The organism is Paenibacillus sp. GYB003 (assembly GCF_036577625.1).
Lineage (GTDB): Bacteria > Bacillota > Bacilli > Paenibacillales > NBRC-103111 > Paenibacillus_AB.
Map to the genome: position 1 here is coordinate 87,477 of NZ_JARBDC010000069.1, position 15,900 is coordinate 103,376.

The following is a 15,900-nucleotide window of genomic DNA, read 5'->3' on the forward strand; positions in this document are numbered from 1 at the left end:
GGCGAAAAGAACCGGAAGCTAGCCATAGCTCCCGGTTCTTTCCGTTTCAAGCCGCCGCCGTCAAGAAGCTTGCGTCCGGTGCCGCTTGGGCGGGTTATCCGACATAACGGAATCCGGATTCGTTGCCTACACAGACTTTCGCATAAAATAGCCGAGCCCCGACGCGAAAAACAAGGCGAAGCTGCCGAATATGACAAGAAACAGCGTCTCCGCAGGCACCAGGAACGCGCCGAAGCTCTCCTTCGACGAAGGAATCATCGCAAGCAGCGGCTGCGCCCACGGGTAGTAGGGACCGTACGTTTCCGAATTGGCGATAAGCATGTTCGGAAGCGTGAAGACGACATTGACCGCGAGCGGAGCGGCAAAGCTGGTCCAGGCGACGGAAACGGCCAGCTGCAAAGCGGCGAGCGGCATGCAGGCGACCCAGCCGCCAAGCGCGCTATTCAGGATGACGTCCCATGGAATCGGTCCCGCATATCCTTTCGCCGCGCCGACGGCCAGCAGTCCGGCGACGAACAAAAGCTGCGTAACGGCGAGCAGGCCGAGCACGAGCGCGAATTTGACGACGTAGACCGACGTCCGCGATACGGGGAGGGCGAGCAGCTGCTTCCATCCGCCTCCGGCATGCTCGTACCGGCAAACGAACGCCGAGAAAACGCCCGCGAGCAGCGGCAAAAACAGCAGCGCATGGAGCATGGCCATATACGAGAGCGTTTCCGCCCACGCACCGGCGCTGTCCCGCACCGTGCTCAGCAAGCCGATCAGCGCCGCAATCACGGGGCTAACCGGAACGAGCAGCCCTATCGGCGATTTTTTGAGCTTGAGCAGCTCCGAGCCGAACATGCGCCTCATCTACTGCACATCCTTTCTGGCAAAATTCGCGAGCCCGATCGCGTACAAGGCGAGCCCGGCGACCAATCCCGCCCCGACGAAAAAGAGCGGCTGCTCCCATTTGTCGGTCACGTACGGCCATTTCAGCGGCACCCAATCCGGATACCGGGGGGCGAACAACGCCGAAATGGCGGTCGTAATGCCGACGGTCAGCGGGACTGCCTGATTTTTGACCGCAATCGACAGCCAAATTTGCAGGGCGATGAACGGCAGCGACGCGACAAACGGGTAATATATCGTCGTCAAAACGTTTGCGTACGGAATATCGGCGCCGTAGCCGAGCGACAGCCCGAGAACGACCGTCCCGACGCCGAGCAGCGTGCTCGATGCGGCCAGCAGCAGGCAGGCGAGCGCGAACTTCGCCGTGAATACGGTCAGCCGCGAAACCGGCAGCGCCAGCAGCTGCTTCCAGGCGTTCGTCTGATGCTCGATCGTCGCGATCATGGAAGTGAGAATCGCGATGCCCATCAGCAGCGCCGGAACCGCCAGCATTTGCACGTTGCTGATGACCCCGCCCCACAGATCGTTCGCGTAAACCCGGGTCAAAAAGTCGTACCGGAGTCCGAAGTTCAGCCCCTGCAGCCCCACGACGCCGATCGGGCCGAGAAAGACGAGAAACCAAATCATTTTTTTGCGGATTTTGTAAAATTCCGCAGCCAGCACGCGCAGCATCACAGGCTCGTCTCCCCTCCGGTAAGCTCCAGAAAAATGTCCTCCAGCGACCGGCTCGCCTCCTCCACCCGGTAGACGGAAAAGCCTTCCCCCGCGAGCAGCGAGACGATCGCCGCGATTTGATCGTTCGGGGCGTGCCCGACGACGATTCGCTCCTCCTCGAGGTCCGAGCGGATCCCGTTCGCCAGCAGCCGTTTCCACGCTTTTTCCGGCTCGCTCACGCCGATCCGGATGCTGCTTTTCGATTTTTGCCGGAGCGCGGCGATCGAATCTTGAAAAATAAGGCTGCCCTTCGAAATAATGCCGACCTCCGTCGCCATTTGGTCGATTTCGGACAGCAGGTGGCTCGATACGAGAATGGTGATGCCGTGTTCCCGGGGCAGCTTTTTGATCAATTCGCGGATTTCCAGTATCCCCGACGGATCGAGTCCGTTCGTAGGCTCGTCCAAAATAAGCAGCTCCGGGTTTCCGAGCAGCGCCGTCGCGATGCCGAGCCGCTGCTTCATGCCGAGCGAATAGCCTTTGACGGCGCGCCTCGCTTCCCCGCTCAAACGGACGATGGACAGCACTTCGTCGATCCGGGCGCGGGGAACGTCGAGAATGCGCCTTACCGTTTCCAGGTTTTCGATCGCGTTCAAATGCCCGTAATAGGACGGATATTCGACGAGAGAGCCGACGTTCCGCAGCACGGCCAGCTTTTCTTTTCGCAGCTCTTTGCCGAACATCCGAATCGTGCCTTTCGTCGGCTTCACCAAACCGAGCAGCATTTTGATCGTCGTCGTTTTGCCGGCCCCGTTCGGCCCGAGAAATCCGTAAATGTCGCCTTTCCTCAGCCGCAGACCGACGTTGTTGACGACCCGCCTGCCGTCGATCTGCTTCGTCAGCTGTTCCGTTTGCAAAATCCAGTCATTCATCCACTGTTCACCTCGGTATCCATCTTAACGGGCGAAGGTTAAAACGAACGGCGGACGAAGTTTAAAAATCGTTTAAAAAGCCGGGAACGGAGCCGGATCCGGCGGATACCGCGGAGCCTGATTCGCGAAAAACGGCCGTTCTCCGGCTTGTAACGGAAGTCGGTGCGTCCGGTATCGCCGTCTCACGCGCCCTGTCCGATTCGGATCGTCGTTCCGGCGGGGCCGCTCTCCACGCGGGCGCTCAGCTTCATTTCCTTCAGCATCAAAGAGACGATCGACAGGCCGATTCCGGCTCCCGCCCCGGCGGACCGTCCGGTCATGCCCGGCCCGCGATCCTCGATCGCGACGACCGTGCGGGGCCCGTCCGTTTCGATGCGGACGGCGGCATACTTCCCGTCGCTCGCATGACGCAAAATGTTTTGAAAATAATTGTCGAGAATCCGTTCGAACCATTGCGGATCGACCTGCCAATACACCGAAGCTTCGGGCAAATCGAAATCGACGGCGAACCGCTCCCGTTCGAACACCGGGTACCAGTTGGCGCAGCACGCCCGCACAAGCCGGACGATGTCGGTTTTTTCCGGCCGGTACGTATATTTGCCGGTCGTCAACAGCGTGTACGACAGCAAGTTGTCGATCAATCTCGCCAAATAGTCGACCTTCTGGTCGATCAAATCGACGGCTTCCCGGCCTTTCTCGTCCAGCGACTGCTGCCGCAAGCTGTACGCATGCCCCCGGATCGTCGTAAGCGGGGTCCGCAAATCGTGCGACAGGTTGGCGATCAGCTGCCGCCGCAGCCCTTCTTCCTCCGCCTCGCGCCGCCGCCCCTCCTGCAGCTGTCCGATCATCGCGTTGAACGCCTGCTCCAACCGGCCGACCTCGTCGTCGTTGAAGGCGCGGATCGGGGCCGGGATGCCGTTCGCCGCCGGAGTCGTCATCGCCTGCTGCAGCCGGAGCAGCCGTTTGCGAATTTTGTAGAAGAAAATATAGGACACGAACACGAAAAAGCCGACGATCAAAAACGTCAATCCGAACATGAAGTAATTGTACCGGCTGCCGAACGGCACGCCCACGGGGCCCAGAAACGACCGGGGCGCTTGCATCACGATAAAGCCTTCGTCGCCGGTTTCCCCGATGAACGCGACTACCGTAAACGGATCCCCGCCGTAACCGGCCTTCATAAACCGGACGAGCTCGGACGGGCTCCATGCCGGAGGCAGCTCCGGATTTTCCGGGAGCTGGAGCGCCGTTCGGCCCGAAGCGTCCACCCAGAACATCGAGACTTCCGCGTACTCCGCTTTGAAGTCGGCGAACGCCCGGCCGATTTCCTCGCCGGAAGCGCCGGCCAGCCGTTTTCCCGTCTCGTGCCATGCCTGCTCCAGCTTATGGCTGCTCGGATTCAACGGTTCGGCTTGACGATAGGCGGGCGGGATCGCTACGGCCAAAACGAGCCCAACGACCGGCAGCGACAGCGGCAGGATGACGATGGCGAACAGCACGATCAGCACGTATTTGGACAAAAGGGAGTTTTTCAGCTTCACAGCTTCACCCGGTACCCGATTCCGCGAATCGTCTCGACGATCGTCGGCGATCCGGGATCGATTTCGATTTTTTCCCGAAGGTAGCGAATGTGGACCATCAGCGTCTTATCGCCTTCCAGGTAAGGCTCCCCCCATACCGCTTCGTAAATTTGCTCCTTCGTCAAAATGCGGTTCGGATGGCGCAGCAAATACATGAAAATTTGATGCTGCTTCCCGGTCAGCATAATTTCGTCCCCGGTGCGCGAGTCGACGATCCGATTTTCCCCCGGAACGACCGTAAGATGGCCGAGCGTCAGCTCCGCGGAGCCTGTCCGGCCATAGCGCCGAAGCAGCACTTCGAGCCGGGCGGCCAATTCGTCCGGATGGAACGGCTTGGTCAAATAATCGTCCGCGAATTGCAGCCCCTGCAGCTTGTCGTCCACGGAAGTGCGCGCCGACAGCATGAGAATGGGCGTCTCCGGCAATTCCTTCTTCAGTCTTTGGCCGATCGTAAAGCCGTCCAGTCCGGGAAGCATCACGTCCAAAATGACGAGATCCGCCTCCTTCGCCCGCTCCGGAGCGCCTTCACCCGATTTCAGCCAGTCCACCGCATAGCCCCGCCGCTCCAAATCGCGCGCGACCCAGGAGCCGATCTCGTTGTCGTCTTCGATATATAGCAACCGTCTCAAGCGGCCTTCCCCTGCCTTTGCATAAGTGTCGGACAAATTGTCTACGTTATCATACCATATGCGTACTTGCGGATGAACGCGACCTGAGACGGGTGACGGCAGGCGCAAAAAAGGGCTGTCCGACGGAAGACGGAAGCCCTTTTTGAAGGCGGTTCGTATGGGTTGCCGCCTGAAGCGGCGTTCGCTTATCTCGTTTTCATCTCGGCGATTCTTTTGTTGAAATCTTCCTCGGCTTGCTTCAGCAGCGTGTTCGCGTCGTTTTTGCCGTTGACGTAATCGAGCATTTTCCCGCTGATGACGCTCAAGCCGGCGGAATTGTACGGCGAGGACAAGATCGGATCGGGATATTTTTGCGAGAACACCGCTTTCAAATTTTTCCCCTTCGCGGCCGGATTGTTTTCGAAGGCGTGCTCGAGCATGGCGGCATTATCTTTCAGGGCGGTAATCCGTCCGTTTTTGGTCGCTTCCATCTGCACGTCCGGATCGGTGCTCAAGTACGCCATCACCTGAAACGCCACGTCGGGATGCTTGCTTCCTTTCGGGATGACGAAGCCGTCGGAAAAGACGCCTACCCCGACTCCCGGCTTGTCTTTGAACGTCGGGAACGTGACGATGTCCCATTTCAGCCCCGCTTTTTCCGCCGCGGCCATGTCGTAGTTTTGCAGCTGCAAAATTTCCGGCATCATCGCGACCGTCCGGTTGCTCAGGAACGCGTTGCGCACGTCGCCGAACGATTTGATTTGCGGCGCGTTCGGGTAATCGGTGATGCTTTTCATCACGTCGAACATCCGCTTCCATCCGTCGTTCGCGAACGCCGCCTTCTGCTTGGTGCTGTCGACGTACGAAAGGCTCAGCTGGCTTTGCACCCGGTTCAGGCCGGTCGGCGGGAGAAGGCCGATATACTGCGTGTCGCCGTCCTTGCGCGAGATCCGCTTGCCGAGCTCGATCGTTTCTTCCCACGTCATATTGTCTTTCGGATAAGCGACGCCGAACTTATCGAAAATATCCTTATTATAATGCAGGGCGAATACGAGGACGTTGTACGGCATATACAAAATTTCACCCTTGGGCGAATACGACTTGATGCTGTCGACCATCTTCGCGTCGTATTTGTTGAAGTCGAACCCGTGCTTTTTGGCGAGCGGCGTCAAGTCCATCGGCACGTCGTATTCGGCGAGCGCGCCTCCCATATTCGTGAGGCCTTGCCAGATGATGTCGGGGATGTCGTTCGTCGCGATCAAGTCCTGGATCTCGCTTCCCTTTTTGTTTTCGACGACTTGAAGCGTTACGTGGGGAAATTTTTTCTTGACGAATTGATTGATATATTTTTCGAAATCGTCGATAACGGTCATCGTATAAAATTTCAGCGTGACCGGTTCCTGCTTCTCCGGCGGCTTCGCCGCGCCGCCTTCTTCCTTCGTTTGGCCGCCCTGGGCGCCGCAGCCCGCCAGGAAAGCGGTTACAATCGCAGAGCACAACAATAAAGCGTTTGTCTTTTTCAACATCTGTCACCTCGTTTGGATTTGGTCCGACCCTCGTTTTCGTTCTTTGGATCTAACGCTCATGCACGTTCTTCATTGTAGAACTTCGTTCCGCATACTGGACAAAAAAAGGAGGGATTCGCGCCGTCTTTATTAACTGGGCTGAGGTGCTGCATGTATCATGGCAAGGAAAGCGCTTTATTCTGCGATGTACGTTCTGTATTGGAGAACTAAGTTCTACAATACTAATAGTACCATGCCGCTCGCCGACTTTCAATATGATTTCGGGCGAAAAAAGATGCGGACAGGCCGAACCGTTGCAGCCTCGCCCGTCCGATCTTGGCGTTTTCCGCCAATTCGCCGCCTCCGGTGCGGCCGCTTTTCGAATCCGCACCCGATTGGATGGGCCGGGAAACGGGTGCGCGAGCGGCTTGCTTCGAAGCGGTAACGGTATTTTTTTTCGACGAAAAAGGCCACCCGCGGGACGAGAAAGCTTCCCGGGGCGGTCCTCATCGAAATCGCCGCATGACCGGCAGCGGACCGGCTAAGGCAGCACGCGGACGGTTATCGACGCGCGATGCGCTCCGTCGACGGACTCCGCCGTTATCGTCGCCGTGCCGGGCGACACCGGGGTGACGACGCCCGCCGCGTTCACGGTCGCGACCGAGCCGTTGCCGGTCGACCATACGACCTTCGGGTTGGACGCGAAGGACGGGTAGACGGATGCGGTAACGGTCAGCGTCCGGCCCATCCGCAAATCGGCCTCGCTCCGATCCAGAACGACGCCGCGAACGGCCGCCGTCCGGTCTTCGACCGTATAGCGCCATAAGCTCGTCTCGTTTTCCTTCAGCTTGAAATAAAAGTTTCCGTACCGGTCCTGCGCGAGCAGCGACGCGCCTTTGCGCAGCACCGTAATCGCTCTGGTCGTCTTGTCGATCTTGAACAGATTGTCCCCGCCGATCGTTCCGTATACGTCGCCGTCCTTCACGCTGACCTCCATCTCGGCGTCGCGGAACGTGCCGGACGCTTCGGGAAACGCGTCGTCCGTATGGATCACCCGCCGCTGAACCGGATCGTACACGAAAAACGTTCCCTGCGCGAATCCCCAAATGTTTCCGTCCGGCCCGACGATCAGCTCGTTCACCGACCCTTTGCCCGGTACCGGCACGAGCTCCGCTTCCTTCGCTCGCGAGGCGACGTCGTAGACGAACAGCTTTCCGTCCGCGTACGGCCATTCCGCTCCGAGGCCGCCCCGGTACGACGTTCCGCCGTATAATTTGCCGTCCTTGTAGGCGAGCGCGACGACGCTCTGATCCTGGACGATGTTGCGGTATACCTGGTACGAAACCGTGCCCGCCGACGGATCGTATACGGTCAAGGCGCCTCCGCTGACCGCATAGTCGGGCACCGTGCCGATAAACACTTGATTCAGCTCCGGAACGCCCAGCATCGCGTACGGACGGTCCTGCATGTAGCCGGACTTCAGCTCGAACCTGTTGACGACCGTCAGGCCGCTGCCGCTGATTTTCCACGGCTTCGTCGTATCGTATTCGTAAATTTTCGCTCCCGGATACACGCCGAAATACATCCGGCCGCCGAGGGCCGTCATTCCTTCGACCTGGCCGATGGAATGGTTCGTGCTCGTCCGGTCGTCCGGATTGAAGATGCCCATTCCGCCCGGCAAAAAGCCGGCCGCGTAAATCGAGCCGTTCGTCGCCGCCCCGAGCGTATGGAGCTTGATCGCCACCTTCGGCAGCGTCACGTTCGTTATGCGCAGCGTTTTGTTCGTCAAATTGTATTTGAAGAACCCTCCGCCCGTATTGCCGTTGAAGCCGACGAGCGTATAGCCGGGGTAATCCGGATCGTCGAGCCGAACGATGCCCCAGCCGATCGTGTTCGCCTTGAAATCGATTTTGCCCGAAGCGGTCGTCAGGTCGGTTATCGAGTTCGTGCTCAAGTCGTATGCTTTCAGTATGCCGCCATACGTCAAGTAAACGGTGTCGGAGTACGGCGATTTCTCCGAGACGCCGCGGGAGTGGATCGCCAGCGTGCCGAAATCGCGGACGACCTGTCCGCTGTTTTTGTCGATGACGATCAGCCCGTAATTCGGGTCCATTTTCAGAAACAGCTTGTCGCCGACGAGATTCAGATCGTATGTAAGCTTGTATTTGCCGCGGATCGATTCGGGAAGCAGCTCCGTCTTCGTCCCCGTCGCCAAATCGTACTTGACGAGCGACGCCTTGTTGCCCCCGGCTCCGACGAACAACGCATGCTGCCCGGCGTCGTACGCGATGCTGCGCGCGTAAGGCTGGCCGGGCGACATCCCGCCGAGGTCGGTCGTTTGCTTCGCGACCGGGTCGAACTTGAACAGCTTGCCGCCGGGATAGGAGCCGTAATACAGGTTGCCGTCCCGATCCTCGGCCATTTCGTACAAAATCGCTCCGCCCGTCTGCGCATAAGGGCTGCCCATATCTTCGATCGAGCCGGCGGCTGGATCGTAGCGGAACAGCTTGGCGCTCGTATACGTGCCGATGTACACTTTGCCGTCCGACGCCCTCTTGATCGACCAGGCGCCCTCCGCCTCCGGCAAATCGTACTGCTTCGCCACCTTCTCGGTCGCGATATCCAGGACGACGAAGCGCGAATCCGGCTTGCCGGTAATGACGGTGTAGCCGACGGCGCGGCCGTTCTCGGTTCCGAATTCGCCGCGGTAGATGCCGTCCTGGAACACTTGCGGGCCAAGATCGGCGAACGACGGGACGACCGAGACCGTTTTTTCGGCGACCGCCCAAACGCGTCCCTGCGCGTCGGCGATTTTGAAGGCGAACGCATACTCGCCGGTTTTCGTAAATTTGACGGTCCAGTCGACCGTCCGTTCCTCGTGCTTCGGCAGCGGGAACCCGTCCGGCATATAGACGCCGGAATCGATAAAGTCGACCGGCGCGCCGGCGCGGTCGAACGCCGCCCAATACGCCTCGCCTTCGCCGGACAGCTTCTCCACGACAATGTGCACGTCCCCCGCCTTCTCCGTCGCCTCCGAGCCGCGCATCGTCATCGGGACCGTTACGTATTGTCCGACGCCGGCCGTTTCCGGCAGCTCGACGCCGAACTTCGTGCTTCGCGGCGGACTCCCTTTGCCGGCTTCCGCCGCCTGCGGCATCGCCGCACTTCCGTTTTCCTGCGCCACCGCAATCCCTCCTTCCGCCGTCATCGTACCGAATGCGACGGCGAGCGACGCCATAACGGCGACCCGCCGCAGCCATTCGGCTGCTCGCATGTTTCGCATCGAACTCCCTCCACGTTCAGGATGAATGATTCCCTTTCGCTAGACCGACCCGAAACGTTCCTCCTTTGTGTGTTGTAATCGTTTTCATTATAACGATAAAATGGAACAACTTAGGTACTTACGTAGGTAAGTGTATCGATCCCTCCAAGCGATGTCAATGTCCAAAAATCGCCCCTAATTCGCGGCAGGCGCCATTCCGGGCCGGCAAACGCGAACGGACCGTGCATGGAAGCACGGTCCGTCCGGGCGTTTACAAGCTGATTTTGACCGCCTTGGTGGCGATAAACGTACGGATATGGTTGTCGAGCAAGCTTTGCCCGCCGTAATGGTCCTCGTAAAAATCGGTCAAGACGAGTCCGGCGTCGAGCTGGCCTTTGATCTGATCCTCGAGCGTATGGCCGAATTCGAGCGGGACGCACTCCCGCAAATGCTTGTCGAGCCGCTCCTTCGGCAGCTGTTCGCTGTCCGCATACGGGATCGAATGCTCGACCGCGAGCTCTCCGCGCTCTTCCGCCTCGATGCTGAAAATATAGACGAGCGGGTTCACGAAGCCGGAGATGAGCACGCCGCGATGCTTCAGCACCCGCGCCGCTTCCCGCCAAACCGGCCGCACGTTTTCGGCGAACAGGTTCGATACCGGATGGACGATCAAATCGAACGTTTCGTCCGCAAAGCAGGACAAATCCGCCATGTCGCCTTTCACGGTGCGGACCGCGAGCCCGTCCCGCTCGGCTGCGAACCGGTCCTGCTCCAGCTGCTTCTCGGAATTGTCGAACACCGTCACGTCGGCTCCGGCCGCCGCGAGAATCGGCCCCTGCTGCCCGCCGCCGGAGGCGAGGCAGAGCACCTTCGCTCCTGGCAGCGGCGGATACCACGACGCCGGCACCGGCCGCGTCGGCGTCAGTACGATTTCCCACTCCCCCCGCTTCGCTCTGGCGATCGTTTCGGCGGACACCGGCACCGTCCACCGGTTTCCGGATTCGACGTTCCGGTTCCACGCCCTGCTGTTATGTTCGGCTATATTCATCGTTTCGTTCCCCTTTCCGAATCGCTGCTGCCCGCGCAAGCCCAGTATATCGGCGAAGCACGGCGGGCGGAAGGGAAAAAACGGCTATACGGAACGTTCGGCAAAACGGCGGCACCTTGACGGGAATCCGCGCAAACGTATAACGTTCGCCAAATCCGCTGCGCCGGCCTTGTTCCTTACCCGTTCCGGTCGGCAAACAAAGAAGCGACGAGGTGCCGCGGACTTTCGAGACCGGCCCAAAACGGTTTCATCCGCCCCTCCAGCTCCTGCGGCTTGAAAAAGACCGGAAACAGATCGTGGATGAAGCACGAACGGTCCATCCGCTCCCGATCGATGCCGAGCACGCTTCGCTCGTAAGCCGACCAAACGTCGCGGTTGACGCTGTCGTATATCGATAGAAAGCCGGTCTGCTGCGACATCCGCCTCTGGAAATCATGGCGTACCGCATATTCGATAAATCGCCGGGCCAGCTCCGGATTGGACGCGGAGCGCGACACCATAAGCCCGTTGGCGATCGCGAGACTTCCGCTCGTCACGCCCGGCTGCCGCGGCAGCGGCAGGACGCGAAGCGGAAACGGCCGCCGCCGCATCGGAGTCGCGAGCGTCGTCGTCAGCAGCATGGCGAGCCGGCCGTCCTCGAACAGCTCGTTCAAAAACAGCCAATCGCCGACCGCGGATACGGGGCATACCCGATCCCGGTACAGCAGCCGCTGCATGAAGCCGAGCGCCTCCTCCAGCCGATCGAGCCCGGACCGTCCGTCTTCCGTTTCGCGGCGGTAGCCGAAATTCATCGCCAGCACCGGCCAGCGGATGAGCGAGCCGGACAAGCCGAATCCGTACGTTTCGCGCAGCATGCCGCCGCCTTCGTCCCGCGTCAGCCGTTTGGCCGCCTCGGCGAACTGCTCCATGCTCCATTCGAGCGCGGGCATATGGACGCCCGCCGCCTCGAACAGCGCCGGATTGCACGCCAGAAAAACCGGCGAGTACGTAACCGGCGCCGCGTACAGCTCGTCCTGCTTGCGGAACGCCTGCAGCAGCTTTCCGGGAACGTCGGCCTCGTCCGGAACGATGCGCGTCAGCGGGACGAACTCCCGCCGGTCGAACTCGATGAAATGCCGGTCCCAGGCGAGCACGAGATCCGGCTTGACGCCGAACCCGGTCAAATCGCGCATGATCGTATCGGCCAAGTATCCGGTATACAGCAGCTTCACGTCCACGTCCGGATAATCGCGCCGAAACGCCGAGACGAGCAGCGGCAGCCCTTCCTCGGCGAACGACGACCGATACGGGCTGAGCAGGACGAGCGTGTTCGGACCGTACCCGTCCGGGCGAACCCGGTCCGCGACACGGTTGCCCCGCCCCCGCTGACGGACGAGCAAGCCCTCCTCCGTCAGCAGGTCGAGCGCCTGCCTGAGCGAATTGCGGCTGATCGCGTATTTGCGGCACAGCTCGGTTTCCGGCAGCAAATATTGGCCCGGCTGCAAGTAGCCGGACATAATTTCGGTGCGGAGCAGCCCCGCCATCTCGACATAGCGAAAGTCGTTTCGTTTCACGGCTCCGCCCTCCGCGCCGTTTCCGGTTTCGGGTCGGCCGCGTCCGCCGTGCCGCTCGCCGCCAGGCGGATTTGCTCGATGCGCCGAATATGCCCGTTCGCATGACCGGCCATCGATTTCATCAGCCGCCCCGCCGTCTCGGTACGGCCGCCGCTTACGATAACGCTGCGCGCCAAAGCGCCGGGCACGACGCGGCAGACGGCGAGCAGGTGCTCCCGCAGCAGACGGAACAAGGCGACCTCCGCTGCGATCGGCCGTTCGGCGTAGCGCATTCCTTCCGCCCAGCGGTCCTGCTCGAACCGGCTGGCAGCGTACGTCCGGCCCGGCGCGTCGTCCGCCACGATAAACTTCAGCTTATGCGCCGCGGCCATATCGAGATCGACGAGGTGGAGCACCTGCTGGCGGATGCTCCATTTGCCCGGCGCGAGCGACAAGTCGAGCGCGCCGTCCGGAAGTCCGGCCAGCGCCGCCTCGAGCCGGTCCGGCCCGGAGGCGAACAGGCCGACGATTTGCTCGTCGGACGCGTCGAACTCCTGCCAGTGCGCGAGCAGACCGCCCTCCGGCGTCCGAATCGTCAGCGTCCGCCAGCATAGCGGCTCGATTTCGTCGCTCGCGACGGCACCCGCCGCGGCCGCTCTTTGCTTCAGCGGCTCCAGCGCATTCTCGTCCCCTTCCTCCGGCACGCTGATAAAAAATCGTTCCCCCGGCGCCGATCGGGCCGCACCGGGCTCCGCCAGCGCCGCCGCCGTTTCGTCCGCCGCGCCTCGTTCGACCAGCAGCGCCGACTCGCCGCCCGGCATCGACAGCAGCGCGTACCGCCCCTTTTCGCAGACGGAAGCAAGCCTCCACTGCAGCACATCCGTATAAAAGCCGACGGACGCGGAGACCGATTCCGCGGCGATGACCAGCTTCGCCTTTCGCCCCGCGTGTCCCGCCCGGTTCGCATGGTTCCCCATTCGCATACCCCATCGATACGTTTTCGCTATTGCTTCCCGCCGGTCGCCCGCCTTCGCGGGACAACCGTCTCTCCGTATTGTAGCATACCGGATCGGGCGAAACGGACAAAATGAGCCGGAAAACCTTCCGCTATTTTTGCCGTTTCCCCGTATCCGACTATTTTAGCGGGAAATCCGCCCGGTAAATGGGTCGGTCGCGTTTTTTCGCCGCGGCAATGCATATTTACCGGGAGCTTATCCCGGTATTCGAACCGATGCCCGGCAGGGTGACGGCGATTGCGTGGAGCCGTAATTAAGAAAGCCGTCCGGGAAAAACTTCAGGACGGTACTTTGGCGCGCAAACCGATACGCTTGATAATGGGAGGGAACGGGGATTAGGCTCCCGGCCGCGGTGTAGCCGCGTTGTCGATTCGATCTGCGGGCCGCATACGACTTCAAAGGCGACCCGTCAACGTTTCGCCTTTATCCCAAGCTCCCCCTAAGCTTCCGCAGCCGCTTTCGGCCTCCATTCGCTTCTTTCGGTTTCGGTCAGACGGCTAACGAATCGCTATATCGTTATCGGGGCCGAATGCGGCGGTTTGAATTTGCAACGAACTTTAGTAACGTTATTACCCGCGAATCGGATCGTTTTCTTCCCTTTTCGGCTCGATAACGATATTCGGATTCGTTAGCCTTAAAACGAACGTTTTTCCGCCGATAAGCATCGTACGGTTCGTAAGCCGTCGATCCGGATTCGCCCTTTGCCTCGAATACCTGGTACGCTGTGACGTGCTTCCGTAGAGACACGAAAGAAAAAGAAATCCCCGGCCTTGGACCAGGGTACGCGCGATTACGGACACCGTCACCGGTGCGGATAGCCGCACTTCGCTTTAGTGCATTAGCCAGAATTGACGGTCTTTTCGGCGCAAACCGGTTTGCACGCCGAAACGGCGGCGGAGCGGAAGCGAGAGGGAAATGCTCCCGCTCTTTTCGGTCGTTTCCCGTTTCCGGGCAAAACAACGGGAAAACGTCCCGCTGCATTCGTCCAAACCGCGCTTTTCGCCGATCCAACGCCATTTTATCGGGAGCTTCTCCCGGTATTTCGATACGACGGCTACACGAGAGCGAATGAACCGGAGGTTTTCCGGTTCGTCCGTTTCCAGCGGCCCGGCGGGATTAGGATACGTCGGACGCGGAAACGATAGGCGCCATTCGCTTCATGCGTTGGCGTTCTTTGCGGCGGTCTATTATTTGTGCATAAGCTTCTGATCGAAGCCTTTCGATAGCGAAGTAAAACATTCAATATCGACAACAAAAAGCCGCCGGGAACAAATCCCGGCGGCGCGCGCCTTCGCGCATCCCGCGTCATTTCGCCTGAAGCACGCGATCGTATGCATCTTTATACACCTTCATCACCTGCTCGAGGCCGAGTCTTTTGACCTCGTTCACGTACGCGTCCCATTGGTCCATCCCTTTTTCCCCGAGGATGAACCGGGTGATGTTTTCTTCGCGATGCTTGGCGATCGACTGGCCGACCGTCGTCAGCACGTCGTTCTCCTTCTCGGTGAACGCCGGCTTCGGCTGCAGCTTGGAGTCGTACTTGACCGCCTCGGCGTACGCCTCCTTCGTCTCCGCGCCCGTCAGCGTCAGCAGCGCGTTGTAGTCGATCCACGTGTACGTGCCGTAATTGAGCAGGCCCGGCTTTTCGCGCAGGTCGGACATCGTTTTGAACGCGTCCAAATATTTTTTGGCGCCGTTCGTCTCCTCGTACGTCACGCCTTTGATGCCCCAGCTGGACAGCTCCTTGCCCGCCGGACTGTAGAAGAAATCCATATATTTCATCGCTTCTTTGATTTTGGACGAGGTGGACGCGACCGTCATGCCGGAATCGACCGTGTTCTGGTTGATGTTTTGCCGTTTCGCGCCGGCGAACCCGGCCGGGGGCGGCATGAACCGCATGGCGAACTGCGGATTGTCTTTGCGCAGCGGCACGTTGTAGTAGTCCATCACCATATAGTCGAGGAAGACGAACGACTTGTCGTTCGCGATAAAATCGTCGAACTGCTTCCCTCTCACCGTCAGCCAGTCGGGCGGCATCAGGCCGTCCTTGTACAGCTTGTTCAGAAACAGGACGATTTTTTTGTAGTTGTCCTCGATCGGCCCGTACCGCCATTCCTTCTTGTCGAAATCGTAATAGAAGTCGTTGTACGTTTCGAACTGCGGCGCCATGCGCGAAATCGTGCCGAACGCGCCGCGGGTGACGAACGGGTAGCTGTCCGGGTATAGCCGCTTCAGCGCTTTGAGCGTTTCGTACAGCTCGTCGTAAGTCGCCGGCACCGTCAAATTGTGCTTCTTGAACACGTCGTCCCGGTACATCCACGTGATCCGCTCGCCTTGCCCGAAGCCTTCGTTCGGAAACATGAACATTTTCCCTTCCGCCGACGTATACCGCTGCTTCAGCTCCGGGTATTGGCTCAGCCAGCTTTTGAAATTCGGCATCAGGTCGAGATAGTCCAAAATGTTCGCCAGCGCGCCCTGCTGACCGTATTTGTTCGCCGTCGAGAAGCTGCTCATAAACATCAGATCGGGCAAGTTGCCCGACGCGATCGTCAGGTTGACCGCTTCGTTGTAATTGTCGCCCGGCGGCACCTGGCCGTTGATCGCGACGTTCGTCCTCTCTTCGATCGCCTTCCAGATCGGCTTGTCTTTGGAGTACGTCCAGTTCGACTGGCTGCCGACGAGCATCGTCAGCGTCGTCTTCGCCGCGGCCGTTCCCGGCGCCGGTTCCGGGCCGCCCTTTCCGTCGCCGCCCGGGCTTCCTCCCGAGCTGCAGCCGGCCGCCGCGACGGCCAGCGCAACCGCGAGCATTGCCGCTCCTTTTGTTTTCATCCGCATTCGCGCCACCGCCGCTTTTCTATGTTCGGCAGCCGGC

The 15,900-nt window shown here is 60.0% G+C and carries 11 protein-coding genes; all 11 read right to left on the reverse strand.

Annotated features, from left to right (window positions below; translation table 11 throughout):
• Window positions 1-126: 126 nt before the first annotated feature.
• Window positions 127-852: an ABC transporter permease gene (locus PV407_RS22070; protein WP_332092158.1), complete on the reverse strand. Its 726-nt coding sequence runs from the start codon at window positions 850-852 to the stop codon at window positions 127-129.
• Window positions 853-1,563: an ABC transporter permease gene (locus PV407_RS22075; protein WP_332092352.1), complete on the reverse strand. Its 711-nt coding sequence runs from the start codon at window positions 1,561-1,563 to the stop codon at window positions 853-855. It abuts the gene before it with no gap.
• Entirely contained in the window at window positions 1,563-2,477 is a 915-nt protein-coding gene (locus PV407_RS22080) for an ABC transporter ATP-binding protein (protein ID WP_332092159.1), read from the reverse strand. Before PV407_RS22080 ends, PV407_RS22075 begins: the two co-directional genes overlap by 1 nt.
• Window positions 2,478-2,659: 182 nt before the next feature.
• Entirely contained in the window at window positions 2,660-4,018 is a 1,359-nt protein-coding gene (locus tag PV407_RS22085; RefSeq protein ID WP_332092160.1) for a HAMP domain-containing sensor histidine kinase, read from the reverse strand.
• Window positions 4,015-4,686 carry a response regulator transcription factor gene (locus PV407_RS22090; protein WP_332092161.1) on the reverse strand — a complete coding sequence of 224 codons (672 nt, stop codon included), beginning with the start codon at window positions 4,684-4,686 and terminating at the stop codon, window positions 4,015-4,017. The genes PV407_RS22085 and PV407_RS22090 overlap by 4 nt, the downstream gene beginning before the upstream one ends.
• 185 nt (window positions 4,687-4,871) lie before the next feature.
• Complete coding sequence (locus tag PV407_RS22095; protein WP_332092162.1) at window positions 4,872-6,191, reverse strand: ABC transporter substrate-binding protein; 1,320 nt, start codon at window positions 6,189-6,191, stop codon at window positions 4,872-4,874.
• A gap of 520 nt (window positions 6,192-6,711) precedes the next feature.
• Complete coding sequence (locus PV407_RS22100) at window positions 6,712-9,453, reverse strand: Ig-like domain-containing protein (protein ID WP_332092163.1); 2,742 nt, start codon at window positions 9,451-9,453, stop codon at window positions 6,712-6,714.
• A gap of 250 nt (window positions 9,454-9,703) precedes the next feature.
• Window positions 9,704-10,480 carry a class I SAM-dependent methyltransferase gene (locus PV407_RS22105; RefSeq protein ID WP_332092164.1) on the reverse strand — a complete coding sequence of 259 codons (777 nt, stop codon included), beginning with the start codon at window positions 10,478-10,480 and terminating at the stop codon, window positions 9,704-9,706.
• 176 nt (window positions 10,481-10,656) lie between these two features.
• Entirely contained in the window at window positions 10,657-12,033 is a 1,377-nt protein-coding gene (locus PV407_RS22110; RefSeq protein WP_332092165.1) for an extracellular solute-binding protein, read from the reverse strand.
• Window positions 12,030-12,989, reverse strand: a complete 960-nt coding sequence (locus tag PV407_RS22115) for a DinB family protein (RefSeq protein WP_332092166.1) — start codon at window positions 12,987-12,989, stop codon at window positions 12,030-12,032. The genes PV407_RS22110 and PV407_RS22115 overlap by 4 nt, the downstream gene beginning before the upstream one ends.
• A gap of 1,344 nt (window positions 12,990-14,333) precedes the next feature.
• Entirely contained in the window at window positions 14,334-15,857 is a 1,524-nt protein-coding gene (locus PV407_RS22120) for an extracellular solute-binding protein (RefSeq protein ID WP_332092167.1), read from the reverse strand.
• Window positions 15,858-15,900 lie beyond the last annotated feature (43 nt).

Excerpts from the sequence above, each read along its gene's own strand:
- PV407_RS22075 (WP_332092352.1), bottom strand. The coding sequence starts at position 1,563 with ATGCTGCGCGTGCTGGCTGCGGAATTTTACAAAATCCGCAAAAAAATG.
- PV407_RS22100 (WP_332092163.1), bottom strand. The coding sequence starts at position 9,453 with ATGCGAAACATGCGAGCAGCCGAATGGCTGCGGCGGGTCGCCGTTATG.
- PV407_RS22095 (WP_332092162.1), bottom strand. The coding sequence starts at position 6,191 with ATGTTGAAAAAGACAAACGCTTTATTGTTGTGCTCTGCGATTGTAACC.
- PV407_RS22105 (WP_332092164.1), bottom strand. The coding sequence starts at position 10,480 with ATGAATATAGCCGAACATAACAGCAGGGCGTGGAACCGGAACGTCGAA.
- PV407_RS22115 (WP_332092166.1), bottom strand. The coding sequence starts at position 12,989 with ATGGGGAACCATGCGAACCGGGCGGGACACGCGGGGCGAAAGGCGAAG.
- PV407_RS22080 (WP_332092159.1), bottom strand. The coding sequence starts at position 2,477 with ATGAATGACTGGATTTTGCAAACGGAACAGCTGACGAAGCAGATCGAC.
- PV407_RS22070 (WP_332092158.1), bottom strand. The coding sequence starts at position 852 with ATGAGGCGCATGTTCGGCTCGGAGCTGCTCAAGCTCAAAAAATCGCCG.
- PV407_RS22120 (WP_332092167.1), bottom strand. The coding sequence starts at position 15,857 with ATGAAAACAAAAGGAGCGGCAATGCTCGCGGTTGCGCTGGCCGTCGCG.